Raw genomic sequence first — 24,176 nt, forward strand, 5'->3', positions numbered from 1 at the left:
ATCTGGAAGGGCGTAAAAAAAGCGGAGTCCGGCTGGCGGACTCCGCTTTTTTGCTTTGCTTTTTCGTCGATACGGCGATGCGTTACGAGAGCGACGTATGGCGCGTCTCACGCATGCACAGGACACCGAACAGGCTCACGCAGGCGGCGATCGACACATACGCGCCGACCCACGAGAGACCGCCGCGCGCGGCCAGCACCTGTGCGATATACGGCGCAACCGAAGCGCCGAGAATGCCGCCCAGGTTGTACGCGACGCCCGCGCCCGTATAGCGCACGTTCGTCGGAAACAGCTCGGGCAGCAGTGCGCCCATCGGTGCGAACGTGGCGCCCATCAGGAACAGCTGGATCACGAGAAAGAGCAGCACGAGCGGCGTCGCACCGCTGCCGAGCAGCGGCTCCATCGTGAAGCCGGAGAGAATCGCCAGAATGCAGCCGACGATCAGCACCGGCTTGCGACCGAAGCGATCGGAAAGCCAGGCCGAGATCGGGGTGGCGATGCCCATGAACACCACAGCGATGCACAGCATGCCGAGGAAGGTCGGGCGCGGGATGTGCAGCGCCGTCACGCCGTGCGAGAGCGAGAACACCGTCGCGTTGTAGAAGAGCGTGTAGCACACGACCATGGCGAGCGCGCCGAGCAGCGTCGGCCACCAGTACTGCGAGAGCAGCGTCGCGACCGGCACCTTGACGCGTTCGTCGCGCTCGACAGCGGCCTTGAAGGCGGGCGTTTCAGCGATCTTCAGGCGCACGTACAAACCGAGCGCGACGAGCACTGCCGAGACGATGAACGGCACGCGCCAGCCCCAGTCGCGGAACTGCTGGTCGGAGAGTGTCGAAGCGAGCCCGAAGAACAGGCCATTCGAGGCGAGGAACCCCACCGACGGCCCGAGCTGCGGGAACATGCCGAACCAGCCGCGTTTGCCTTGCGGCGCGTATTCCGTCGCGAGGAGCGCGGCGCCGCCCCATTCACCGCCCAGGCCGATGCCCTGGCCAAAGCGCAGGATGCACAGCAGGATCGGCGCGAGGCTGCCGATCGCGTCATAGCCGGGCAGGAAGCCGATCAGCGTGGTGGAGAGGCCCATGACGAGCAGCGACGCCACCAGCGTCGATTTACGGCCGATACGATCGCCGAAGTGGCCGAAGATGAACGAGCCGATCGGCCGCGCGACGAACGCAATGCCGAAGGTGACGAACGCCGAGAGCGCCTGCGCCGTGGCCGAGCCGTGCGGGAAGAACACGGGGCCGATCACGAGCGCGGCGGCCGTTGCATACACATAGAAGTCGTAGAACTCGATGGCGGTGCCGATAAAGCTCGCAAAGATCACGCGTGCGGTGCTTTGCTGCTTCGCTGCGCTTGCCTGATCGGCGCGCGCGGGCGAAATGGGGGAGGTGGACATTCAAGGGTCTCCAGTCGTTGTGACGCGCTTACGCCTGACTCTTGCGAGGCTTGCGCGAGCGTCTTTGTTCAGGCTCGAAGCGTGGCGGGGCGCGTGGCTGGCGCGCGACGCACAGGCCGCGTCCGTCAGGCGGCGACGCTTCGCCAGTATGCATCGCACAGCGCGGGCTGTGCGCGGTGGTTCCTGACCGGCCATTGGCGCGCGCCGATAGGCACGAAGGGGCGGGAGCACGGTCGAAGCCTCACGTGGGGGCGCGGATGGCGCGTGGCGAGAGGCATGGCCGGCGGGCGCCGGCTGGGGATAGCGAAAAATTATAACGACCGTGCGCGTCGAGCGGCAAGGCGGGCGTAAGCAGGCGAGCGAAGCTTTTACGTCACTGGAAGTTCTGCGCTTGCGGCGAAGCGAGCGTGCGCAACTGGAACTTGCCGTTGTCGTTAAAGAGCCAGTCCTCGAACATCTCGAGCTGGCCTGCGGAATTGAGCAGACCGCCGGGCGGAGGCGGCAGCGGCGCGGCACGGCGCAGGGTTGCGAGGGCGGTGGCTTCGGCTTCGTCGTCGCCGTTGGTGCGATAAACCGATGACTTCACGATCTGGCCATTGCGATTGACCGTGAACGAGACGACCACGAGCGAGCGCAGCATGGCCTGCGGCGCGCCGCGCAGCACATAGGTCGGGTTGTGTTCGACGATGTGTCTCGCGACCGTGGTGCGATAGTCGTCGAGTGTGGCGCTGTTGATCGCCGCGGGAGGAATGACAAGGAGCGGTTTGGGCGGCGGCGTGATCGTGCAGGCGCTAAGGCACCCGAGAATCGCGAGCAGCAAAACCAGACCGAGGCGCCGTGCGAGGAAGGCGCGAGGTGCGGACGAACCGCATGACCACTGGACGCAGATGAGCATGTCGAACAAGCTCGGAAGCGGAACCTGAATCGAGCTTAGACGATACGCAGCGGGAAGCAATCAGAACTGTCCCGCGTAGTTCGCGGGACGTGCGAAACGGCGACAGTGCTTGGGGGTGCTTGAACGTGTTTATTCGACCGGGAACTGTGCGCAGGGATCGGCTGTGGTCGTCGCGCAGGCGTACGAGTACTCGCCGCTCTTCAGGAACAGTTCTTTGCCGACCTGCAAGTTGTCGCGCAGATTGGGCGAGGTTTCCCACGCGATGTAGCTCGAGCACATCACGGCGAACAGGACGACAAGCGAAAACGCGAATTTTTCGAGCAGTTGGTATTGGTGCGGCATGGTGATCTTTCCCATCGATGCGTAGGATTTTACCTCATGGTTAGGGTTTTCACCTAGTGAATTGGGCGCGATCTGATGGGGCGATTTATGGGTTCGACCCTTTAATTGCGATCGTCGTGATGAGATATCCGATCGGGACCTCGCAGCGCTCTGGGTGAGCACGGCCTGTCAGCGCGAAATTGTTCGTTGTCCTGATTATTTATCGCGCAATGCTGGCCACGCATTCTCTCGTGGCGTAGGGGCGGCATCTCGTTGATCAGCGGCGTTTCGGCCTGGCGGCCGGCGCTTTGACGACACGCTGGCGCTCAGACGCGCCAGGTTTCACGAATTGGCGGAGGCGGTGTCTTTCTTTGATCCTTACTGGGTATGGGTTTTCGGTCAGCATTAGCAGAAAGTACCCGACAAAGTACCCGGATTTGGTGGTGGTTGCGGCGGGCGCTGGCGGGCCGTGTGCTGACTCCCGGCCAGTAAAAACGCTTGGAGACGTGGAGACAATATGTGTGTCTCGTCTAGAACCCGTATTGCATAAGGCTTTAGCCCGTCTCCAGATTGTCTCCAAAGTGTCTCCAACGATATGGCACTTTGGAGACAAAAGAAAGCGGCCAAGCACAGAAGGCGGTGGCAAAGTATCCGCCTCTGGAACGCTCCGCGCAAAAGGAACCCCGCGCCGCCGCCTACCACGGCGCGCGCTGTGTCGGAAACTGGGTTTTCCTATGAAAGGATTTCCGTTAGGAAAAGAGCAAACGAGGTAGCCCTCAGACGTCGCTTACGCTGGACGCTCCTTTAACGAAACAGGAGAGCGCGATGGATCGCGATCGACCGAAGCACGATGCGGTTACCAGTGAACACCTCAAACATGTTCGAGCGACCCTTACTGACACGATCGAGCCTGTGCGGATACCCGGTCCTTTAGGGATCGAGGAATGGCAGCCGCATGTACGCCGCCACCCGCATGCTGGTGCATCGGACGAAGAACTATTGATGCTGTATCCGTTGCCGAAGTGACGTGCAAAAGCTGGCGGCGTCGCCGCCAGCTTCATTGATAAGAGTGCGAAGGCTAGGATGCAGCGCGGATGCGCATGATCGTTTGGCGGCTCGTGCCGTAGTGTCGTGCCAGCGCTGCCACGCTCTTACCGTCCGCCAACTCGCGCAACACTTCGGCGCGTTGATGTTCACTGAGCGCGGCGGGGCGCCCTATCGCTTTGCCTTCGGCCTTCGCGCGCGCAATGCCCGCGTTCGTGCGTTCGATGAGTAGATCGCGCTCAAACTCGGCCACGGCGTTCAAAACCTGCATTGTCATGCGACCGGCCGCGCTCGTCAGATCCACGCCGCCGAGGGCCAGACAGTGGACCCGCACACCACGCTCCGCCAGCGCTTCGACTGTTGCGCGTACGTCCATCGCATTGCGGCCGAGCCGGTCCAGCTTCGTCACGATCAGCACGTCGCCTTCCTCCATCCGGTCGAGCAGTTTGGCGAAGCCGGGGCGCTGGTCGGCGCTTACGCTACCGCTGATGCTCTCCGATACGACGCGGCGCTTATCGACTGCGAACCCGGCCGCCTCGATCTCGCGGAGCTGGTTTGCGGTGGTTTGGTCGGACGTGCTGACGCGGACATAAGCGAACGTGCGGGACATATCGCCTCCAAGGTGTACGAAAGGCATGTACGAATCATAAGGGACGTACGAAACTATTCCACCCTTACTTGCGTACACCTTGAGCTAGGTATGTCTAAAAGGGTTCGGTTTCGGACAGGGGCAAACGGTGCGGACGCATCGGGACTTGTGGGGACTTTGAGGGCGTATGATTATGCCGCCCTTACACGCCCTGCAAACCCGATATGCCAGTCCGTTACCGGCGCATTCTGAAACACCATCCATTGCGCGAGCTGCTCGGCCCGCGCCACCCCGGCGAAACGCCGCTTCGATATCCGGTCGATGCGCCGTGGTCGATCGTTCAGGCTGGAATGCGGGCGTATGTGGGGATTCTGACGATGCTACAAGCGGCGGGCAGGTTGCCACCTACGCTTGACGATAGGCGGTTCTACAAGGGGCTTGTTCGTGAGTTCATGGCCTTTCGAGAGCGCGCACTCGACGCAATGTCGGAGTTCGCACCTACTGACTTGGGAGCTACTCCCGGAATCGCGGAGCTTGCGTGTTGGCGGGTGTTCCAGCACGGCCCCGAATCAAGGTTCGACGTGCATCTTGGCGCCCTTGAGGACATCTGGTTGTCGGCTGGAGCTGCTGACGCTCCCAACGGCCCTTTGGCCCTTGGTGTGCCTGTCGAGGGCCGGGGTGCATTCCTTGCTCGCCACTACGCCGTGGCCGTGCTGCTGGAGTTCGACACAGCGTTGATCTGTCGAGCGAGAGGCGACATAGACGGCACACTCCAGGCGGCGGTCTATGGCGGCCAATCGGCTAGTTCGTCATTCAATCTCGAAACGGCACCGAGCGGAGCTGGGGATATCGCGTCTCTTGCGGCGACTCTTGCGGCGCTTCGTAGCGAACAGGCCAGAGCGGCGGCAAATCTCCGTCACAGCAACAGCGACGAAGGGCGCGCGAAGCTGGCGGTCTGTGAGCAATGGAGGCGCTGGCGTGCGGGCGAATTGCACTTCCAAAGCGTTGCAGCGTTCGCCCGCGAGGCATTGAAACAGCACATCGCCTTGAATAGCGGGCCGACCGTTGAGAGGTGGGTACGAGAGTGGGACCAAGGAAAGAACATTCCCGATCTGGCCTGACGGACTTTCGGGCTCACTCTGTCAGATAAAAACGTACTCTGCTAGCACAGTGCGCATCGTGCGAGCATAGTGCGCACTGTGCTAGCACAAGCGTTTCGCACCTTCAAAATAAGGCTGATACTCCGGCCAGTCCCGCCATCCGACGCGGGATAACGGAGGAATCATGCGTGAGCTTGACAGCACTGCGAGCGGCACGCGGCCGGAATCGCTCTTGCGATTAAACGCCGTAGTCGCTCGAACCTCTCTCTCGCGAAGCGAGATTTACCGCCTGATGAGTGAGGGCGCTTTTCCGCAAAACTTCAAGCTCGGTGAGCGCTCGGTTGTGTGGCGTGAGTCTGAAGTGAGCGCATGGATTCATGGCGTAGTGCACCGCCAGCAAGGTGCGTCATGACTCCGCGCGGCCGAGCTGGAAAAGACGCGGGCGGCCGACAATGCGCCTTGCCCTTCGACGATGCAAAGCCGGGTGCGCTTGTGCATTGGCGCCGTGGTGTGGCGGTCACTGATTCGCTGACGATTGCCCGCGAATTCGGCCGCCGCCACGATAACGTGTTGCGAACCATTGACAGCTTGCTTGCGGACGGGACGCTAAATCGCCTCAACGTTGAGGCGATCTCGTACGCCGATGAAATGAATCGCCCACAGCGGGCCTTCGAGCTTGACGAGCGCGCGGCGCTAATCGCCATGCCGTTTGTTGGCGGCCGCAATTCGCGCATCGGGCAAGCGCGGCTTGTCGATGAGTTCTTGGCGATGCGTGACCGCGAGCGCACGCGCAGCACTGACGCATGGCGAGAGGTACGCGGCGAGACACGCGCAAGCTTTCGCCTGATGGGCGCCTCTCTGGTGCACACTCGCGCGGCCGCTGGCAAGGCCACAGAGACGCACCACTACATGAACGAGGCCCGCCTCGTGGACTACGCTTTGACCGGCCGATATGGCCCGCTCGACCGCGATACGCTGTCGCGGTCGGAGCTGGCCTTGCTCGATGAGTTGGCGGGCCAAAACGCAATCCTGATTGCGCGCGGGCGCTCCTACCCTGAACGAAAGGCCGAGCTGGTGGCGCTGGCGGCCAGGTATCGCGCCGCGCATGGCGTGAGGACGCTCCAGTGAGAGCCATGAGCGTGCGCCAGGTGCGCGCTGGGCCGCTGCTTGGGCCGCGTGGCCGGCCGGGGTATACTGGCCTTGTCGCCGTGCGTACGGCGGCAAACTGGATTGGCGTCCAGACAAGTCAAGGCGGGCAACCGCCGACCGGCGGTTTTTTTTCGCCCGCACGCATCAAGCGCCTTCTATGGTCGGGCCTTGGTGGGGGTGCGCTCGCGCACGCCGGTTTCCTTGACGCCGGTACGCCAACTCCGCCTTGTGCCCGGCCACCCCGATTGGCGTTGGGGGGACGGGTTGGAAAACTCGTTCAAGGAGTCGCGTCATGCGTCTTGTCTCCGCTCGCCCCGAGCAATCGCAATCCCCCCTTCAAATCATCCGTGCTGCACTTCGCGCCGAGCTGGCCCGCGTGGAGGTCTGCAATGGATAACCGCCAGCACGCTATCCCGGCCGCCAGCATCGACGCGGCTGTTATCCGCCTTGGTGAGCTGGCGGCCTTCGCAAACCTGCTATCGAACGAGGACGCGGCGGGCGCTTTCGGCCAGCTCGATCTGGCCGAACAGGTGTCGATCTTCGGAGCGCTCGAAGGCATGGCGAACGCTGCACGCGCAGCGCTGACGCAAGGTGCGGAGGTGACGCATGAATAAGCGTGATTCGTCGGCTGGAGTTCCAAGCGTGCGCGAGGCCGCGCTGTATTTCGATGATTGCGCGCGGAGGCTGTATCAGCTCGGTGCACTGTTCGAGGCGGTCTCTTGCATGAGCGCTGAATTCACAACCGCCCGAGGGTTGGCGGACGTTGGCGTGCGGCTCTCTGAGGAATGGGCCAGCTCGATGGAAGCGCAGCGCGAACGGTACAGGTCGGAGGTGCCCCATGCGTGAGCTAACGACTGTCGTAGCCGTGCTTGACGCGGCCAACAATGCGACCGGGCGCGCGCTCGAAGGCATGCAGCGGGCCAATGCGGTGTTCCTGGCGCTCGAAAGGATCGCGGCGGCCGGTGGCGACAACGTGGCCGCTGGCCTGGCACGTGAGGGAACCACGATGCTGGACGACTACATCGACACGGCGTCGGGCGACGTGGAGGAGTTTTTCGGAGCGTGGAAACGCGCTACAGGCGCGGCTGTTCCCGCGACGAAGTAGGCGGTACTGACATTCAATCGGGGCGGCAATGTACGCCGCCCGTTAAGGATTCCTACATGAAAGACGAAACTTGCATCATCCATCTTCCCGGTGACGACATGCTGCCTTTCGAAACGCGCGTTCCCGTCATCCATCGGATCAGCGTGGCGGCGGGCGCGGTTGCGGCGGATGAAGTGCTCGACGTACTGGAGAGGGTCGATCTGGCGTCCGAGGTGGCAAACGCCGTAGGCGCTTTCCTTGCGGAGGTTGAGCGCGAAATAAGGCAAGCCGGGCTGGACTCGCACGAAGTGACGTTACACGCGATGCAGGCCGCGTTTCTCGCCGGGTTCGTCGGCCGCGTGCAGCAAGTCATGATGCACGCGGGCATCGGCGTAGTGAAGCATTGAGGGCGAGCCGTGGCAGATACCGTGCATGACGAGTTTGAACGCGCCCGGATCGCGCTGGGCTACATCCCGCCCGATGATCGCGAGACGTGGCGCAAGGTCGGAATGGCGCTCAAAACTGAGTTTGGTGATGAGGCGTTCCCTCTGTGGGACGAATGGAGCCGTGGCGCACAAAGCTACAAGGCCAAAGCGGCGCGCGATTCGTGGAAGTCGTTCAAGGGCGGAGGAATCACAGTCAACACGCTTTTCCATATCGCGAAGGGACACGGCTTTGACCCGCGCGCACACAAGGCAAAGCCGATTGACCCGGCCGAGCGTAAGCGGCGCGATGCAGAGCGCGCGGAGCGTGAGACACGCGAGCTGGCGGACGCTGCGGAGCGGCATGAGGCGGTAGCGGCCGAGGCTGCACGGATCTGGGAAGCGGCCGGGGCGGCTCCGGCCGACCATCCCTACCTCAAGCGCAAGGCGATTCAACCGGGTGAGCTGCGCCTCTATCGCGGCCCGCTGCGCTTTGGCACGGCCGTATGCGATGGCGCTTTGATCGTTCCAGCGTGCGACACGGCGGGTAAGGTCTGGACGCTCGAATTGATCCTTGTGGACGGCCAGAAACGCTACCTAAGGGACGGCCAGAAGGCGGGACACTTCGCCAGTGTCGGCGGGCCGGTAGGCGATACGTTGCTAATTGCAGAGGGCTACGCGACCGCCAGCACGCTCGCGGCCGCGACGGGGCTGCCGTGTGCCGTGGCATTCGACGTGGGGAACCTGCTGGCGGTCGCCAAGGCGTTGCGCGGCCAGCATCGTGACGCGCGCATTGTCCTGTGTGCTGATGACGATTACCGCACAAAGGGCAATCCGGGCGTGACGAATGCGAATGCGGCCGCTGCTGCTGTTGGCGGCGTGGTGGCCGTGCCTGACTTCGGGGACAAGCGCCCCTCCTCTGGAACGGACTTCAATGACCTGGCCGCACATCGGGGCGTTCAAGCGGTGGCGGCTGCTGTGCGCTCCGCTCTCGCTACACGCCGCCCGGACGGTGCAGGCAATGCCGATGCGTCCACAACGGGCGCGAAGCCCGCCAAGGCCCGGAAAACGCCCCGCGCAGGGGATCGGCGGGTGCGTTTTGAAGTGGACGATGAAGGCGTCTGGTATCACGGCGTCAACAGTCACGGCGAGCCATTGCCCCGTCACAAGATCAGCTCGCGTCTGGACGTGGTAGCACTGACCCGCAACGAATTGAATGGCGAATGGGGCTACCTGCTTGAGTTCGCGGACCCGGACGGTGTGCCAAAGCGGTGGGCGATGCCCGCCGCCATGCTGGCGGGTGACGGCTCCGAGCTGCGCCGCGAGCTGATGGCAATGGGCCTTGATATCCGGCCGTCACTGACGGCCCGCCAGCAGATCGTCAACTACATTCAATCGTCGCGGACGGAGGACCGCGCCCGCTGCGTGCCGCGTATTGGCTGGTATCGCGGCGCGTTTGTATTGCCGGACCGGGTGATAGGCGACGGCCGCGAGCCGTTGATCCATCAATCCGACACGCCGATGCAAAGTCAGTTTCGTGAGAGCGGCACACTGGATGAATGGCGGCGCGAGGTGGCCGCATATTGCGTTGGCAATAGCCGCCTGCTGTTCTGCGTGTCCGTCGCGCTGGCGGGGCCGCTATTGCACTTTGCTGGGCTGCAATCGGGCGGGTTTCACCTGCTCGGCTCCACGTCGGAGGGCAAGTCAACGGGCGGCGCTGTGGCCGCGTCGGTGTACGGCTCGAAAGACTATGTGCGCGGCTGGCGGGCGACCGATAACGCGCTGGAGGCTGTAGCCGCGCAGCATGCGGACACGGTGCTGATACTCGATGAAATTGGACAGGTCGAGCCGCGCATCGTGGGCGACGTGGTTTACATGCTGGCGAACGAGGCGGGCAAATCTCGCGGTGCGCGTGCTGGCGGTGCGAAGCCGGTTCTGAACTGGCGGTTGCTGTTCCTCTCGAACGGCGAGAAGAGCATCGACGCACTGATGGCCGAGGGCGGCCGACCGATGAAAGGCGGCATAGAGGCGCGTTTGCCCGCGATACCGGCCGACGCGGGCCGGGGCATGGGCGCGATAGAGGAGCTTCACGGCTTCGATTCGTCACGCGCCCTTGTGGAGCATCTGAAACACGCCGCCAGCCGGTTTTACGGCATGGCGGGACCGGCGATGATTCAATGGGCGTCGGAGGTCGCGGACGAATTGCCCGAGCTGTTGCGCGCGGCTGTAGCGGAGATGGTGGACGACTGGATTCCGCGTGATGCCAATGCGGCCGTTGCGCGGGTGGCGGAGCGTTTCGCATTGGTTGGCGTGGCGGGCGAGCTGGCGACGGCGGCGGGCATTACCGCATGGCCCAAGGGCGAGGCCGAGGCGGCGGCGCGTGCTTGCCTCGATGCGTGGATCAAGGCGCGGGGCGGTACGGGTAGCGCCGATCAGGCCGCAATGCTGCGTCAGGTCGTGCTGTTCTTCGAGCAACACGGCGACGCGCGCTTTGTATGGGTGCAGCGCATGAACGACGATCACCGGCCGAACGTGATGCACCGGGCGGGGTTCAAGCGCCTCGTAAGGCGCAATGCGGAAGGCGACGATACGGCGGTTGATAGCGCCCAGTCGTGGGTTATGGAGTACGGCACCAACAGGGAGATAAGCGACGCCGACGCAGACAGGAGCGAGATTGAGTATCTGGTTTCGGTCGAAACCTTCCGCTCTGAGATTTGCCGGGGCTTCGATCATCGGCACGTCGAGCGCGTCTTGATCGAGCGAGGCGTTCTGATGCCAGAGTCAAGCGGACGGGCGACACGCGCGGAGTACGTGCCGACGCTCGGCAAGCGTGGCCGCTATTACCGCATCCTTCCGTCTATTCATTCGCTTGCATCGTGACGGCCGCCGCGATGGCGGCGACGCGGGGCGTTTGTTTGCGCGAAAACTGAGTTTCCGTGCATTGCTCCAGCCGGAATGTCCCCGCGTCGGCAGTCGATTAAATCAATTAGCGTAACAATAGGCGGCCTTGTCACCACGTCACCAACCGTATCTCCAGCGGTTTGGTTACGCTCAAAGCCTTGCTGGTATTGGCTTTGAGCGTTTGTCACCACGTCACCACCAAAATCAGCAATGCGGGGAACGGTCGTGTTGCGTCCAACATTACAGTGCATGCCAGGTGAAAAACCCGTAGTGGCAAGGGCTTGACGGCTGGCGGGCTGCAAAAACGGCCACGTTTGAGAGTGGGGGTAACGGTGCTTTACCGGGGGGTAGGCGCTCGAGGCTGGCTTACGATCATTGCGGCATCTGCAACAGCGCTCGCCGCCTTGGGTCCTTTCCGGCAATCGACAAATGAGGGTAGTTCGAACCCCGTCACGCGCGGCGCTCCCCGAGAATTTCAGGGTAGCCACGCGGTAGCCACTCGCGACCGGGGGTAGCCAAAAAGGGTAGCTTGCGCCCGATCAGGACCGTCAGTTCAGTCAGATTTTTGTGTGCGCGAGTTTTGGAGGGGGGGGTGTCCGGCCGCCTTCCTCACTTCGGCCTTGATGTGTTTCGCCCATGCCTCCATCAGCTCGCGCCGCTTGTCGAACAGATCGCCGCGACGGTAGGCGCTTTCCGTCTTGTCGCGGATCGCGTGCGCGAGCGCCATCTCTACAACCTCATTCGGAAACGGCGTGCATTCGGCGGCCCAGTCGCGGAACGTCGAGCGAAAGCCGTGAACGGTCAACTCGCCCCGGCCCATGCGTTCGAGTAGTTGCAGCATCGCCATGTTGGAGAGCGGCCGGCCTTCGCGGCGCCCTTCGAAGATCGGGCCATCTGCGGATAGGGACGGGAGCGCACGTACCGATGCGAGCGCGGCCGAGGATAGCGGGACACGATGCGGACGCTTCGCTTTCATCCTATCCGCTGGAACGGTCCACAGGCCCGCTGAGAGGTCGAATTCGCCGGGGAGCGCCCCGATTACTTCGCCGGTACGCATCGCCGTGAGGATCGTGAATTCAAGCGCTCGCGCGGCCGTACCGACCATCGCGTGCAGCTCGATCATGAACGGCCCAATCTCAGAGTAGGGCAACGCCGCGTGATGCTTGGGCTTCTGCACCTTCGACGGGGCCGCCAGCAGTTGATCGAGGTGGCCGTTCCAGCGGGCCGGGTTCTCGCCGTCGCGCAGGCCGCGCACCTTCGCCCAGTCCATGATGTTTTCCAGGCGCCCGCGAAGGCGCGAGGCCGTCTCATTCTTGGTCTGCCAGATCGGCTCCAGCACGCGCCGTATCAGGTCCGTGTCGATATCGGCGGGGCGCAACGTGCCGATGACGGGATAGGCATAGGTGGCCAGCGTGTTGGCCCATTGCTGGGTGTGCTTCGGGTTGACCCATTCGGCGCTCCGGGCGTCGATGAAAGCCTCCGCGCATTGCTTGAAGGTGAGAGAGCGGGCCGCGTCAATCTTGCGGCGGGCCTTGTCCTGCTTACGCAGCACGGCCGGATCGTCGCCGCGCGATACCGCGGCGCGGTGGTCGTTACGCGCAGCTCGCGCAGCGTCGAGCGTGAGGCGGGGATGCGGGCCAATCTGTATCAGCCCTTCGCGGCCGTCCGGCTTCATGTACCGGAACTGCCAGTATTTCAGGCCATTGGGCTTGATCTGGAGGAACAGGCCGCCACCGTCGCGCAGCCGGTAGGCGCTCGCGCGTGGCTTCGCGTTGCGGCATTGCAGGTCGCGTAGGAGGCTTTCGGGCATGGCTGGAAACCCTGAAAAAGTACCCGGAAAAGTACCCGCCAAAAACGGGGATTTTCGAGGATTGTACAGGATGACCGAGGACTGCAGATTTCCATGAAACCCTTTCTGCTATTGGGTTTGCGGGATGTTTGAGGACTGCTGGGGTAGCTATTCTGGCGGAGGCGGTGAGATTCGAACTCACGGAAGGGTTACCCCTTCGCCGGTTTTCAAGACCGGTGCATTCAACCACTCTGCCACACCTCCGGAGCCGCGCATTGTAACCCGAAACATGAGCGCGGCGGCAGTCGCCCGGTCGATCCAGGTCGACCTTAGTGCGGGTCTTTCAGGAACAGTGCCTGCAAGTCGTTCAGGAAGCGCTGTCCCAACTCGGTCGGCGCGATTTTTTCGTAATCGCGCGTGATGAGCCCGCGCCGCTCAGCTTCCTGCAGTGCCGGTTCGATCGTCGTGATCGGCAGGCCCGTGCGCTCGATGAAGCGATGCACCGGAAACCCTTCAACGAGCCGCAGCGCATTGAGCATGAACTCGAACGGCAAGTCGCGCGCGCTCACCTCGTGTTCTTCCTGGACCGGCGTGCCCGCCCGCGCCTGGTCGATAAAGGTCGCCGGATGTTTGTAGCGCGCCTGGCGCACGATGCGGTTCGGAAACGAGAGCTTCGTGTGCGCGCCCGCGCCGATCCCGAGATAGTCGCCGAAGCGCCAGTAGTTGAGGTTATGCCGGCACTGGCGATCCGGCTGGGCGTACGCCGAAACCTCATAGCGTTCGTATCCTGCGCCCGAAGTGCGCTCGTGAATCCAGTCCTGCATATCGGCGGACTGGTCGTCGTCGGGCAGGGCGGGCGGGAACTTCGCGAACAGCGTGTTCGGTTCGAGCGTCAGGTGATACAGCGACAGATGCGGCGGCTTGAACGAGAGCGCGGTCTCGATGTCAGCCTGGCATTCGGCGAGCGTTTGCTGCGGCAGCGCGAACATCAGGTCGAGGTTGAAGTTGTCGAAAGTATTCGCCGCGACCTCGACCGCGTGTCGCGCCTGCGCCGCGTCGTGAATGCGCCCGAGCGCCTTCAGATGCGCTTCGTTGAAGCTCTGGATGCCCACCGAGAGCCGGTTCACGCCACTCGCGCGAAACTGCGCGAACTTCGCGGCTTCGAACGTGCCGGGATTCGCTTCGAGCGTGATCTCAGCGTCGGCGTCGAGCGGCAGCAGGGCGCGCACGTCCGAAAGCAGCCGATCCAGGCCCGCCGCGGAAAGCAGGCTGGGCGTCCCCCCGCCGATGAACACCGTATGCACCTGGCGGCCCCAGACGAGCGGCAACGCCTGTTCGAGATCGGCGCGCAGCGCGTCGAGGTAGTCGTCTTCGGGGAAGCGCTCGCCCTTCCATTCATGCGAGTTGAAATCGCAATACGGACACTTGCGCACGCACCACGGGAAATGGACGTAGAGCGCGAGCGGCGGCAGCGAAGTGAGGCGAATGCTGCCAGGCATCGTGAACGACTGGACCACGTCGATGCCGATTCGATGCTGCTGGCTCACGCTTCCTCCTGCAGTCGCGCGAGCAACTGGCGCAGGGCGACTGCGCGATGGCTCGACGCGTTCTTGAGTGCCGGATCGAGTTCGGCGGCCGTGGCCTCCAGCTCCGGAACGTAGAAGTAAGGGTCATAGCCGAAGCCGTTGTCGCCGCGCGGCGCGTCGAGCACCACGCCGTGCCAGCGGCCTTCGGCGATGAGCGGTTCGGGGTCGTCGGCGTGGCGCACAAGTGCGAGCACGCAGTAGTAGTAGCCGCGGCGATCCGCGTGATCTTTCAGGTTCGCGACGAGCAGCGCATTGTTCGCCGCGTCGCTCTTCTCGCCGCCCGCTAGCTGCGCGTAGCGCGCCGAATACACGCCCGGCGCGCCGCGCAGCGCACGCACGCACAGGCCCGAATCGTCGGCGAGCGCGGGCAGGCCCGTGAGCTTCGCCGCGTGGCGTGCCTTGGCGAGCGCGTTCTCCACGAAGGTGGGATGCGGTTCCTCGGCTTCGGGCACGTTGAGCGCGCCTTGCGGCACGAGCTCGATGCCGGCCGCGCCGAGCAGCGCCGCGAACTCGCGCAGTTTGCCCGCGTTGTTCGAGGCGAGCACGACGCGCGAGAGCGCGCGAGCCGCGGTTTTAGCCGCTGAATCCGGCTGTAAATCAGCCATGCGAGGTCTCCAGCGCCGCCTTCTGCTTCTCGATCAGCGAGCGGATGCCGCTTTGCGCCAGGTCGAGCAGCGCGTTCAGTTCATCACGCGAGAACGGCGCGCCTTCTGCCGTGCCCTGGACTTCGACCATGCCGCCCGAGCCGGTCATGACGACGTTCATGTCGGTGTCGCACTGCGAGTCTTCGTCATAGTCGAGGTCTAGCACCGGCACGCCTTCGTACACGCCGACCGAAATCGCGGCTACGTAGTCGGTGATCGGCGAGCGCTCGATACGGCCAGTGGCCAGCAGCTTCGAGACGGCGTCGTGGGCCGCCACGAACGCGCCTGTTATGCTCGCGGTGCGCGTGCCGCCATCGGCTTGCAGCACGTCGCAATCGAGGTTGATGGTGCGCGCGCCGAGCGCTTCGAGGTCGAACACCGCGCGCATGGCGCGGCCGATCAGGCGCTGGATTTCCTGCGTGCGGCCTGTTTGTTTGCCGCGCGCGGCTTCGCGGTCGCTGCGCGTGTGCGTGGCGCGCGGCAGCATGCCGTACTCGGCGGTGAGCCAGCCCTGGCCCTTGTCGCGCAGGAACGGCGGCACGCTTTCGGACACGCTCGCGGTGCACAGCACCTTCGTGTCGCCGAACTCGACGAGGACCGATCCTTCGGCGTACTTCGTGTAATTGCGGGTGATGCGGACTTCGCGAAGCTGGTCGGCGGCGCGGCCGGAGGGGCGCTGGTTGGATTGGGTCATCGTGAAGGTGCGCGAGGGCACGAGCGGGAAGGGGAAACCGTGATTTTACCGCCTAAGCGCGCCTCGCGATGGACGCCGCCGGCAGGCGGCGGGAAGGCCGAAGGAGGGCCGCTCGGGCCGGGCGCCCCATGCAGCCCGCACTTGCGAAGGCGTGCCCTCAAAAATGGGATAATGCAGTTTCTCCGCCCCGCGCTATCGTCCATTCGCGACACCACGCCGGGCGCCTCGATTCCCCCGCCGTGACCCGCGCGCGCCCTGCGCACGACGCCACGGCTTTCTTCGCGAGACGAACCATGATTTACAGCATGACCGGCTATGCCAGCGCGACGCGCGAGCTTGCTGCGGCTTCGGGCACGGGCGGCGCCAGTGTCTCCGTCGAATTGCGCACGGTGAATTCGCGCTTTCTCGACCTGAACTTCCGCATGCCCGAAGACGTGCGCGTGTGCGAGCCCACGCTGCGCGAAATGCTGATGACGAAGCTCTCGCGCGGCAAGGTCGACATCCGCATCAACATCCAGCGCAGCGAGCAGGGCGCCAACGCGGGCGCGCTCAACCGCGACGCGCTCGATCAGCTCGCCGGGCTCGAGCGCGCCGTGCTCGAAGCGTTTCCTGAGTCGGGCCGCTTGCGCACGGGCGAGATCCTGCGCTGGCCCGGCGTGCTGGCGGAAAGCGGCGTGGCGGCCGACCTGCTGCGCGACGCCGTGCTCGGCTGCGGCAAGCAGGCCATCGTCGACCTGATCGAAGTGCGCGCTCGCGAAGGCGCGCAGCTCGCCAACATGCTGCTTGCGAACGTCACCGAAATGGAGGCGATCGTCGCGCGCATCACGCCGCTCGTGCCGGAGCTGATCGCGAAGCACCAGCAGAAGATCGTCGAGCGTCTGCAGGAAGCGCTCGGCATCGCCGCGCCGGACAGCAATGGCAACGGTGGCAGCATCGGCAATATTTCGCGCGAAGAAATCGCCGAGCGCATTCGCCAGGAAGTGACGATGTACGGCATTCGCATTGACATCGCTGAAGAGCTCTCGCGCCTCACGGCGCACCTGAACGAAACGCGGCATGTCATCGAGAAGGGCGGCCGCGTCGGCAAGCGTCTCGACTTCATGATGCAGGAGCTCAACCGCGAAGCGAACACGCTTGGCTCGAAGGCGGCGGCGAAGGAACTCGCAGACGCCTCGATGACGCTCAAGCTGCTCATCGAGCAGATGCGCGAGCAGGTCCAGAATCTCGAATGAAGGAAGCAACGAACATGACCGACCACAGTAGCGCCCCCAAAGCGGACGCGAAGCACGACAAGAAGCGCAATCCGTACGCGGGCATGTACCCCGGCAACCTCTTCATGGTGGTGGCGCCTTCGGGTGCGGGCAAGTCGACGCTCGTGAACGCGCTGCTCGCCGAAGACAGCGCGATCCGCCTGTCGGTTTCGTACACGACGCGCGCGCCGCGTTCGAAGGAGCGCGACGGCGAGCACTATCACTTCACGAACGTCGACGACTTCCTCACGCGCCACGCCGCGGGCGAGTTTCTCGAGAGCGCGGAAGTGCATGGCAACTACTACGCCACTTCGCGCGTGTGGATCGAAGACCAGATGAAAATCGGGCATGACGTCCTGCTCGAAATCGACTGGCAAGGCGCGCAGCAGGTGAAGAAGCAGTTTCGCAATGCCGTGGAAATTTTCATCCTGCCGCCGTCGCTCGAAGCGCTCGCCGACCGCCTGAAAAAGCGCGGCGAAGACGAGCCGAACGTCATCACGCGACGCCTGCTTGCAGCGGGCAGCGAGATCGCACACGCGAGCGAATCGGAGTACGTCGTGATCAACGAGAACTTCGATCGCGCGTTGCAGGAGCTGCGCAATATCGTGAGCGCCACGCGCTTGCGGTTCGCTTCGCAATACGCGCGGCATACCGAGCTCTTCGTGCAGCTCGGTATCCACCAGCCGCAGCCCGGCGCATCGGGCACATAAGGTAGAATAAGAACCTGTGAGAATGAGAAGGAACCCGACATGGCCCGCATCACCGTCGAAGACTGTCTGAAACAGATTCCGAACCGCTTTGAACTGGCGCTCGCTGCGACTTATCGCGCCCGCCAGCTCGCACAAGGTCACACGCCCAAGATCGAAAGCCGCGACAAGCCAACTGTTGTCGCGCTGCGCGAGATCGCGGCTGGCCAGGTCGGCCTCGAAATGCTGAAGAAGGTGCCCGTCTAAGGGCGCATTCGGACGCATTGCCCGCATTGTCGTTAGGCATGTAGTTCGTACCGCGCGCAGTTGCATCAAACGGCTTTAGTCGTCAACGCCAAACCTGATACGGAGGGGAACATGAGCACCACGCCCTCGCCGGCCACCGACGTGGACCAGGAAGCCGAGACTGCGAGCCCTGCGCGCAATTACATCGACGCGGTCCTCGAACAGTCGTTTCGCCATCTGTTCGGGCCGACCGCGACGCCGGAGCAGCCCCGCAAGCACGGGGTTGTCTCCATCGCCAATCTGACCGCTGCGCTCTCCGGTTACCTCACCCCCGAGGAAATCAAGGAGGTCAAGGCGGCGTTCCACTTCAGCGATGAAGCCCACCTCGGGCAATATCGCCAGAGCGGCGAACCCTATATCACCCATCCCGTCGCCGTCGCGGAAATCTGCGCCGGCTGGAAGCTCGACGCGCAGTCCATCATGGCTGCGCTCCTGCACGACGTGATGGAAGACCAGGGCGTGACCAAGGCGGAACTCGCCGAGCGCTTTGGCGCGAAGGTCGCGGAACTGGTCGATGGCCTGTCGAAACTCGACAAGATGGAGTTTCGCAACCGCGAGGAAGCGCAGGCGGAAAACTTCCGCAAGATGCTGCTCGCGATGGCGCGCGACGTGCGCGTGATTCTGGTGAAGCTTGCCGACCGTCTGCACAACATGCGCACGCTCGGCGCGGTTCCTCCCGAAAAGCGCCGCCGCGTGGCGCGCGAGACGATCGACATCTACGCTCCCATCGCGCACCGTCTTGGCCTGAACAACACCTATCGCGAGCTGCAGGACCTGAGCTTCGCGAACTTCAACCCGAATCGCTACGCCACGCTCGAAAAGGCGGTGAAGGCCGCGCGCGGCAATCGCCGCGAAGTGGTGAGCAAGATTCTGGAAGCGGTGCAGCGCGCGATTGCCGACGCGAAGCTCGACGCCGAAGTGACGGGCCGCGAGAAAACCATCTTCAGTATCTACAAGAAGATGCGCGACAAGCAGTTGTCGTTCTCGCAAGTGCTCGACGTGTACGGTTTTCGCGTCGTGGTCGAATCGGCGCTCGAGTGCTACACCTGCATCGGCGCGCTCCATGCGCTCTACAAGCCGGTTCCAGGCAAGTTCAAGGACTACATCGCCATTCCCAAGGTGAACGGCTATCAGTCCCTGCACACCACGCTCGTGGGCCCGTTCGGCGCGCCTATCGAGTTCCAGGTGCGCACGCGGAAGATGCACGAGATCGCCGAAGCGGGCGTGGCCGCGCACTGGCTCTACAAGAACGGTGGCGCAGATCTCAACGATGTGCAGAAGCGCGCGCACCAGTGGCTCAAGTCACTGCTCGACATCCAGAGCGAAGTCGGCGACTCGAGCGAATTCCTCGAACACGTCAAAATCGACCTGTTCCCGGACGCGGTGTACGTCTTCACGCCGAAGTCCAAAATCATGGCGCTGCCGCGCGGCGCCACGGCGCTCGACTTCGCTTATTCGATCCACAGCGACCTCGGCAACCAGTGCGTGGCCGTGAAGATCAACAACGAGCTGCTGCCGCTGCGTACCGAACTCAAGAGCGGCGACATCGTCGAGGTGATCACAGCGCCGTACTCCAAGCCGAATCCGGCGTGGCTCGGCTTCGTGCGCACCGGCAAGGCACGTTCGGCGATCCGGCACTACCTGAAGACGATGCGTCTCACGGAGTCGGTGCAGCTGGGCGAACGACTGGTCGATCAGGCGCTCAAGGGCTACGGCTACCAGCTTTCGGAAGTCACGCCGGAAGTGTGGGAAAAGCTGGTCCAGTGGACCGGCAACAAGAACCGCCAGGAAATTTTCGCCGACATCGGTCTTGGCCGGCGCGTGGCGGCGGTCATGGCCAAGCGCATCGAAGTGCTGATGAGCGGCCAGGATGCCGACGACGCCGATCATCATCATCCGCCGCGCGACCCGAATGCGCCGCCGGCGCCGCCCGTAGTCATCACGGGCACCGAGGGCATGTCGGTGCAGCTTTCGGCTTGCTGCCGCCCGATCCCTGGTGACAGCATCATGGGCTACATCGGCATCGGTCTCGGTATGGCGATCCATACGACCGACTGCCGCGTCGCGCAACGTATCCACCGGCGCGACCCGGGTCGCTGGATCGACGTAGCGTGGGCGCCGCAGCCGGGGCGTCTGTTCGATGTCGCGGTGAAGGTGCTCGTGAAGAACACCAAGGGCGTGTTCGCCCGGGTGGCGGCCGACATCACGTCGGCGGACGCCAACATCGTGCACATCGCGATGGACGACGATCTGGCACAGGAATCGAACATGTTGCGCTTCGTGATCCAGGTGAGCGACCGCGTGCACCTCGCGAACGTCATGCGCCGGGTGCGCACGAATCCGGACGTAATGCGCATCGCGCGTGAGCGTTCGAGCGACGACGGGCACCATCGCCACGACGGCGGCATGCGCATCGAACGCGAACGCGCGGATTATTGAGCGGGGCGCGTGGCTCTGGGCGGGAAGCTCGGGGCACGTAGCTCCGGGCGCCCCGCGTCGGGAAGTGCTGTTCCGTGGCACGGACCACTCCCACTGAGCGTATCGCGCGGTACTCTACCGTTTTCTCATTGCCGCATCTTCGCGGCAGCCTGACCGGGCTCGCCGGTCACTTCGCCATCTTCCTTCGACCCGAAACGAGGGACTCGCAATGAACGTAGCTGAGCTGACCGGCCTCGCGCTCGATTACTGGGTGGCGCGCAGTCTGCCGGACTTCGTGCGCGAAATCTATTTCACCGACAGTGGCGAGACAGTCGCCGTGCGCGGCAACGATCGCGGGCGTCCATGGGATGGCCGCTTCATGCCTACCGATTCGTGGGAGGCGGCCGGCGTGGTGCTAGACCGCGCAAAGCGCGTCGAGCTTCGCGAAGGCGAGCCGGCTTCCTGTGTGGCGGAGTTCGAGGGCGAATCGGGTGCAGTGAAAGCCCACGGAGAAACCACGCGCGAGGCGCTGCTGCGGGCGTTCGTCACAAGCCGCTTTGGTGAGACGGTAGGGCAGATGCTGCGACAGCCTCAGGCGCTGCTGGGCATGGGCATGGAGCCTGTAGGGGAGCCCAGCGCGATTGGCGACGTGGAGGACTTGCCGCGACCCGACGCGCAGATCGGCGACATCGGCACGCCGCCGCGCTAGGGTCTTGCCTCGCACGAGACGGCAGGCGCACACAATTCTGCAGCTGAAAAGACAAAGGGCCTTTCCATTCGGAAAGGCCCTTCAATGGGTGGTGCGGCTGGCAGGATTCGAACCCACGACCCCTTGGTTCGTAGCCAAGTACTCTATCCAACTGAGCTACAGCCGCACGCTAAAACGATACTACGTACAACGATATACTGCTTGAAACCCTTCCCAGATTAAATGGGAAACGCTTCGAATAAGTGGCGCGGCTGGCAGGATTCGAACCCACGACCCCTTGGTTCGTAGCCAAGTACTCTATCCAACTGAGCTACAGCCGCACGCAGAAGTGAGATTATAGCAGGGGTTCGAAAAAAGGGAAGACCCTTATCGCGATTTGTCTTGGGGCGTGATTCGTGTACGCTGGCAGTAGTGAGTGAGTTAGTACACACATACCGCAGTGATCCCATCATGAACAAGGCCTTTGTCAAAGAATCGACCGACAACGACGACGACGATCTCGAAGCCGGTCACCCCGAGATTCCCGCCGGCACGAAGAACTACATTACGCCCGCCGGCTACGAGCGCATGCGCAGCGAGTTGCTGCACCTGATAGACGAGGAGCGGCCCGAGGTGGTCAAACTCGTCTCATGGGCGGCCTCGAACGGCGATCGTTCCGAAAACGGCGATTACATCTACGGCAAGCGCCGTTTGCGCGAAATCGACCGCCGCATCCGCTTTCTCACGAAGCGGTTGGATCTGGCTGAAGTCGTGGACAGCAGCCGGCAGGAGAGCGTGGACCAGGTGTTCTTCGGGGCGACCGTCGAGTACGGCACCGAGGACGGCGAGGCGCACACGATCACGATCGTCGGCATCGACGAGGTCGATCTCGACCAGGGGCACGTGAGCTGGGTTTCGCCTGTCGCGCGGGCGCTACTGAAGGCGAAGATAGGCGATCAGGTCACGCTGCACACGCCAGCGGGGCCGGAGCCGATCGACGTTCTGGACGTGCACTATCCGCCGGCAGCCGCGTAATCAGACTGCGGCAGAAATGAAAAAAAGGCACCCGAGGGTGCCTTTTTCAGCTGCAGTGCTGGCCAAGGCGGCCAGCAGCGTGCTGCTTAGAAGCGGTGACGCATACCAACCGTCACAGCAACCTGGTCTTGCGTTGCCGAAGCCGACGTCAGGCCGTTCAGGTACGGTCCGATGTTCGCCGAGTTCGACGAGACGTGCTGCCAGTTGCCTTGGAGGTACACATCGGTGCGCTTCGACAGAGCGTAGTCCGACTGGAGCGAAACCGTGTTGTAGTTCGGGTTCACGCCGCCGCCGAAGTTCGTGCGCGTGTACGTGTATGCGCCGGCCAGGCTCAGAGCCGGGGTCAGAGCGTAACGAATGTTGCCTTCAAAGTTCTGGAAACGTACGCTGTTCCCGTTAAGAGCGATGCCGTTAGCCGTACCCGACTGCGTGGGCGAGATGCCAATCGCGTTGCCCAGTTGCGTCTGCGTGTAGACGAAGCCTGCCGTTGCCGGGCCGAACGTGTAGTTCACGCCGCCGCCGAACGTGCTTTGGCGAGCTGCACCGAAGGTGTAGTCGCCTGCTTGTGCGCCCGAGAACGTAGCCGCGTTGAACTGCGGGTTGTTGATGTTGTTGTTCGCGTGCAGGTAAGCAGCTGCAAAGTTCAGGCCGGCGTAGTTATACGTCGCGCCGAAGCTATAAGCACGGTTGTTCGCGAATTCGGTGCTGTTCGAGAACGAGTACGTACCGCCGAACTTGAAGCCAGCGTAGTTGACGCTCGAGTACTTGACCGTGTTGTTGAAACGAACCGAGTTGTTCAGGTTGTCGTTGTCGAACGGGTGAGCAGCGATCGTGCCACCGTATTGCGTGCCGGTGTTCGACAGCGGTGCGAGGTAGTCGACGACGGAGTCGTACTGACGACCGAGGGTGACCGCGCCGTATTGGTCGCTAGCCAGACCCACGAACGCTTGACGGCCGAACATGCGGCCCTTTTGACCGAGGTTGCCGTTGTCGATGTTGAAGCCGTTTTCCAACGTGAAGATGGCCTTCAGACCGCCACCGAGGTCTTCAGCACCGCGCAGGCCCCAACGGCTGCCGTTGACCGTGCCGCTCGTGGCTTGCCACGCGCTGTGACCACTCGTTGCGCTCACGCGCTGGTTGTTCGAGTAGGTGATGCCTGCGTCGATCAGGCCGTACAGCGTAACGCTGCTTTGCGCGTGTGCAGCCGTTGCAAAAATGCCCGTCAGGGCGGCGACCATGAGAGTCTTTTTCATCTTTGTAAACTCCGAGAACAGAGGTGGGTTTCGTCGAACCCCGTTTGGGAAACCGTCCATGCGAAGCGCAGCGAGAGGCAAAGTTCGCGTGGTACGAATTAATCCGTCCAAGTCGGTTTCCAGACAGGCAGAGTGTAGAGAGGGTGCTCGGAGAGGGGGTATTCCGAATTTCGCAATAAAGTATTGCGATATCGGAAATGATTATCGCGCTCGTCTTAAGCCCTGCTGCTAAAGGCTTTGAGCGGATTTCTCAGGGAGGGAATGAAACTGTCAACCGCGCGAGCGTTGTGCGATCGCTACAACAATTGATTGCGAAAAACGGTTTAAATTGGTCTCAACTGATTATTGCGCCCGGCGTAACAGATGATTGTGCGCCGCAGACTTAATCGTCAGACCTGGGCCCGGCTATACTTCAATCGCTGCTTTCCGAAGCAGACTTTTTCGTTGACGAAAAAGATCTCCAAACCTTTGTCGGCGCGGCCTTTTCTGCCGCGCTTTTTTTTGCCCGTCTTCAGGCCATGCGCGCTACGCGCGCCCCTTACTGGGTGCCCGCTTGCGGTGGCTCAGGCTGCAGGCTCCAGTCTTCCATTACGTAGTGCCTTGCGTCCATAGGGGAACACAGCAGGTTGTGCCAGTGGTCCCCATGCCATGCGCCATAGGTTTCGGCTTCCTCAGCCGTTGGCGCAATCCCGTCCGTTTGAACGAGCCAGTGAATCCATCGCCGCAGAGCTGTCAGCATGATGACCTCCGATGCCGCTAATAATATGGATCATGAATTGAATGTATTACTCGAACAACCGGGAGAAACACTTACGTTTGACACGAATTGTTACATTTCGGGAAAACTTCCCGGTAGAAATGACGTAAGCAGGATAGTCGCGTAAAAATGACGTGTTTTTATATATAAATTCGGATCGCATACG

General features: G+C 62.9%; 25 protein-coding genes and 3 tRNA genes. 15 read left to right on the forward strand and 13 right to left on the reverse strand.

Translation table 11 applies throughout. The annotated features are described in order from the left end of the window. Window positions 1-82: 82 nt before the first annotated feature. From JMY28_RS08665 to JMY28_RS08675, 3 genes are all read right to left on the reverse strand, one after another. The gene (locus JMY28_RS08665; protein ID WP_201695489.1) at window positions 83-1,399 is read right to left on the reverse strand and encodes an MFS transporter; all 1,317 of its coding nucleotides are present in this window, start codon (window positions 1,397-1,399) and stop codon (window positions 83-85) included. Between the two features lie 373 nt (window positions 1,400-1,772). Then, window positions 1,773-2,294, reverse strand: coding sequence for a TonB family protein (locus JMY28_RS08670; protein WP_201695490.1), 522 nt, complete (start codon window positions 2,292-2,294; stop codon window positions 1,773-1,775). Window positions 2,295-2,423: 129 nt separating this feature from the next. Further along, entirely contained in the window at window positions 2,424-2,636 is a 213-nt protein-coding gene (locus JMY28_RS08675) for a hypothetical protein (RefSeq protein WP_158758383.1), read from the reverse strand. Between the two features lie 804 nt (window positions 2,637-3,440). Here JMY28_RS08675 and JMY28_RS08680 point away from each other — a divergent pair. Further along, a complete protein-coding gene (locus tag JMY28_RS08680) occupies window positions 3,441-3,641 on the forward strand; it encodes a hypothetical protein (RefSeq protein WP_201695491.1) in 201 nt (66 codons plus the stop codon). Window positions 3,642-3,693: 52 nt separating this feature from the next. On the opposite strand, the gene JMY28_RS08685 is transcribed toward JMY28_RS08680, so the two are convergent. Next, window positions 3,694-4,269, reverse strand: coding sequence for a recombinase family protein (locus tag JMY28_RS08685; protein WP_201695492.1), 576 nt, complete (start codon window positions 4,267-4,269; stop codon window positions 3,694-3,696). 203 nt (window positions 4,270-4,472) lie between these two features. Here JMY28_RS08685 and JMY28_RS08690 point away from each other — a divergent pair, with 203 nt between their 5' ends. The 8 genes from JMY28_RS08690 to JMY28_RS08725 all read left to right on the forward strand — a co-directional run bounded on the left by JMY28_RS08690 (window position 4,473) and on the right by JMY28_RS08725 (window position 10,883). Continuing rightward, window positions 4,473-5,369 (forward strand): hypothetical protein, encoded by an 897-nt coding sequence (locus JMY28_RS08690; RefSeq protein ID WP_201695493.1) that lies wholly within the window; start codon window positions 4,473-4,475, stop codon window positions 5,367-5,369. A 163-nt stretch (window positions 5,370-5,532) separates the two neighbouring features. After that, the gene (locus tag JMY28_RS08695; protein WP_201695494.1) at window positions 5,533-5,760 is read left to right on the forward strand and encodes an AlpA family phage regulatory protein; all 228 of its coding nucleotides are present in this window, start codon (window positions 5,533-5,535) and stop codon (window positions 5,758-5,760) included. Between the two features lie 47 nt (window positions 5,761-5,807). After that, window positions 5,808-6,476 (forward strand): Rha family transcriptional regulator, encoded by a 669-nt coding sequence (locus JMY28_RS08700; protein ID WP_201695495.1) that lies wholly within the window; start codon window positions 5,808-5,810, stop codon window positions 6,474-6,476. Window positions 6,477-6,886: 410 nt separating this feature from the next. Continuing rightward, window positions 6,887-7,111: a hypothetical protein gene (locus JMY28_RS08705; RefSeq protein WP_201695496.1), complete on the forward strand. Its 225-nt coding sequence runs from the start codon at window positions 6,887-6,889 to the stop codon at window positions 7,109-7,111. Beyond that, window positions 7,104-7,343 (forward strand): hypothetical protein, encoded by a 240-nt coding sequence (locus JMY28_RS08710; RefSeq protein WP_201695497.1) that lies wholly within the window; start codon window positions 7,104-7,106, stop codon window positions 7,341-7,343. Before JMY28_RS08705 ends, JMY28_RS08710 begins: the two co-directional genes overlap by 8 nt. Further along, window positions 7,336-7,602, forward strand: coding sequence for a hypothetical protein (locus JMY28_RS08715; protein ID WP_201695498.1), 267 nt, complete (start codon window positions 7,336-7,338; stop codon window positions 7,600-7,602). The genes JMY28_RS08710 and JMY28_RS08715 overlap by 8 nt, the downstream gene beginning before the upstream one ends. A 56-nt stretch (window positions 7,603-7,658) precedes the next feature. Beyond that, window positions 7,659-7,988 carry a hypothetical protein gene (locus tag JMY28_RS08720; RefSeq protein ID WP_201695499.1) on the forward strand — a complete coding sequence of 110 codons (330 nt, stop codon included), beginning with the start codon at window positions 7,659-7,661 and terminating at the stop codon, window positions 7,986-7,988. A 9-nt stretch (window positions 7,989-7,997) separates the two neighbouring features. Further along, window positions 7,998-10,883, forward strand: coding sequence for a DUF927 domain-containing protein (locus JMY28_RS08725; protein WP_236596761.1), 2,886 nt, complete (start codon window positions 7,998-8,000; stop codon window positions 10,881-10,883). 574 nt (window positions 10,884-11,457) lie between these two features. On the opposite strand, the gene JMY28_RS08730 is transcribed toward JMY28_RS08725, so the two are convergent. The 5 genes from JMY28_RS08730 to rph all read right to left on the reverse strand — a co-directional run bounded on the left by JMY28_RS08730 (window position 11,458) and on the right by rph (window position 15,617). After that, window positions 11,458-12,714: a tyrosine-type recombinase/integrase gene (locus JMY28_RS08730; protein ID WP_201695500.1), complete on the reverse strand. Its 1,257-nt coding sequence runs from the start codon at window positions 12,712-12,714 to the stop codon at window positions 11,458-11,460. A 153-nt stretch (window positions 12,715-12,867) separates the two neighbouring features. Next, window positions 12,868-12,957 (reverse strand) — tRNA-Ser (locus JMY28_RS08735). 65 nt (window positions 12,958-13,022) lie between these two features. Continuing rightward, window positions 13,023-14,192 (reverse strand): radical SAM family heme chaperone HemW, encoded by a 1,170-nt coding sequence (gene hemW, locus JMY28_RS08740; RefSeq protein WP_236596771.1) that lies wholly within the window; start codon window positions 14,190-14,192, stop codon window positions 13,023-13,025. A 44-nt stretch (window positions 14,193-14,236) separates the two neighbouring features. Further along, window positions 14,237-14,884, reverse strand: a complete 648-nt coding sequence (gene rdgB, locus JMY28_RS08745; protein WP_201695502.1) for an RdgB/HAM1 family non-canonical purine NTP pyrophosphatase — start codon at window positions 14,882-14,884, stop codon at window positions 14,237-14,239. Further along, complete coding sequence (gene rph / locus JMY28_RS08750) at window positions 14,877-15,617, reverse strand: ribonuclease PH (protein WP_201695503.1); 741 nt, start codon at window positions 15,615-15,617, stop codon at window positions 14,877-14,879. The genes rdgB and rph overlap by 8 nt, the downstream gene beginning before the upstream one ends. A 293-nt stretch (window positions 15,618-15,910) precedes the next feature. On the opposite strand from rph, the gene JMY28_RS08755 reads away from it, so the two are divergent. From JMY28_RS08755 to JMY28_RS08775, 5 genes are all read left to right on the forward strand, one after another. Next, the gene (locus JMY28_RS08755; RefSeq protein ID WP_201695504.1) at window positions 15,911-16,849 is read left to right on the forward strand and encodes a YicC family protein; all 939 of its coding nucleotides are present in this window, start codon (window positions 15,911-15,913) and stop codon (window positions 16,847-16,849) included. A gap of 14 nt (window positions 16,850-16,863) precedes the next feature. Further along, window positions 16,864-17,577, forward strand: coding sequence for a guanylate kinase (gene gmk, locus JMY28_RS08760; RefSeq protein ID WP_201695505.1), 714 nt, complete (start codon window positions 16,864-16,866; stop codon window positions 17,575-17,577). 39 nt (window positions 17,578-17,616) lie between these two features. Further along, window positions 17,617-17,820 carry a DNA-directed RNA polymerase subunit omega gene (rpoZ, locus tag JMY28_RS08765; protein WP_006400783.1) on the forward strand — a complete coding sequence of 68 codons (204 nt, stop codon included), beginning with the start codon at window positions 17,617-17,619 and terminating at the stop codon, window positions 17,818-17,820. Between the two features lie 111 nt (window positions 17,821-17,931). Next, on the forward strand, window positions 17,932-20,298 hold the full coding sequence (locus tag JMY28_RS08770; RefSeq protein WP_201695506.1) for a RelA/SpoT family protein: 2,367 nt from the start codon (window positions 17,932-17,934) through the stop codon (window positions 20,296-20,298). Window positions 20,299-20,506: 208 nt separating this feature from the next. Further along, a complete protein-coding gene (locus JMY28_RS08775) occupies window positions 20,507-20,986 on the forward strand; it encodes a phage protein NinX family protein (protein WP_201695507.1) in 480 nt (159 codons plus the stop codon). An 89-nt stretch (window positions 20,987-21,075) separates the two neighbouring features. Here the strand turns inward: JMY28_RS08775 and JMY28_RS08780 are convergent. Continuing rightward, a tRNA-Arg gene (locus JMY28_RS08780) sits at window positions 21,076-21,152 on the reverse strand. Between the two features lie 77 nt (window positions 21,153-21,229). Continuing rightward, a tRNA-Arg gene (locus JMY28_RS08785) sits at window positions 21,230-21,306 on the reverse strand. A 130-nt stretch (window positions 21,307-21,436) separates the two neighbouring features. On the opposite strand from JMY28_RS08785, the gene greB reads away from it, so the two are divergent. Continuing rightward, on the forward strand, window positions 21,437-22,000 hold the full coding sequence (greB, locus tag JMY28_RS08790) for a transcription elongation factor GreB (protein ID WP_201695508.1): 564 nt from the start codon (window positions 21,437-21,439) through the stop codon (window positions 21,998-22,000). A gap of 86 nt (window positions 22,001-22,086) precedes the next feature. Here the strand turns inward: greB and JMY28_RS08795 are convergent, their stop codons facing one another. Together JMY28_RS08795 and JMY28_RS08800 are read right to left on the reverse strand one after the other, a co-directional pair. Beyond that, window positions 22,087-23,253: a porin gene (locus JMY28_RS08795; protein ID WP_201695509.1), complete on the reverse strand. Its 1,167-nt coding sequence runs from the start codon at window positions 23,251-23,253 to the stop codon at window positions 22,087-22,089. Window positions 23,254-23,791: 538 nt separating this feature from the next. Then, window positions 23,792-23,992, reverse strand: a complete 201-nt coding sequence (locus JMY28_RS08800; protein WP_081771740.1) for a hypothetical protein — start codon at window positions 23,990-23,992, stop codon at window positions 23,792-23,794. Between the last annotated feature and the right edge of the window lie 184 nt (window positions 23,993-24,176).

It is taken from the genome of Paraburkholderia hiiakae (assembly GCF_904848665.1).
Lineage (GTDB): Bacteria > Pseudomonadota > Gammaproteobacteria > Burkholderiales > Burkholderiaceae > Paraburkholderia > Paraburkholderia hiiakae.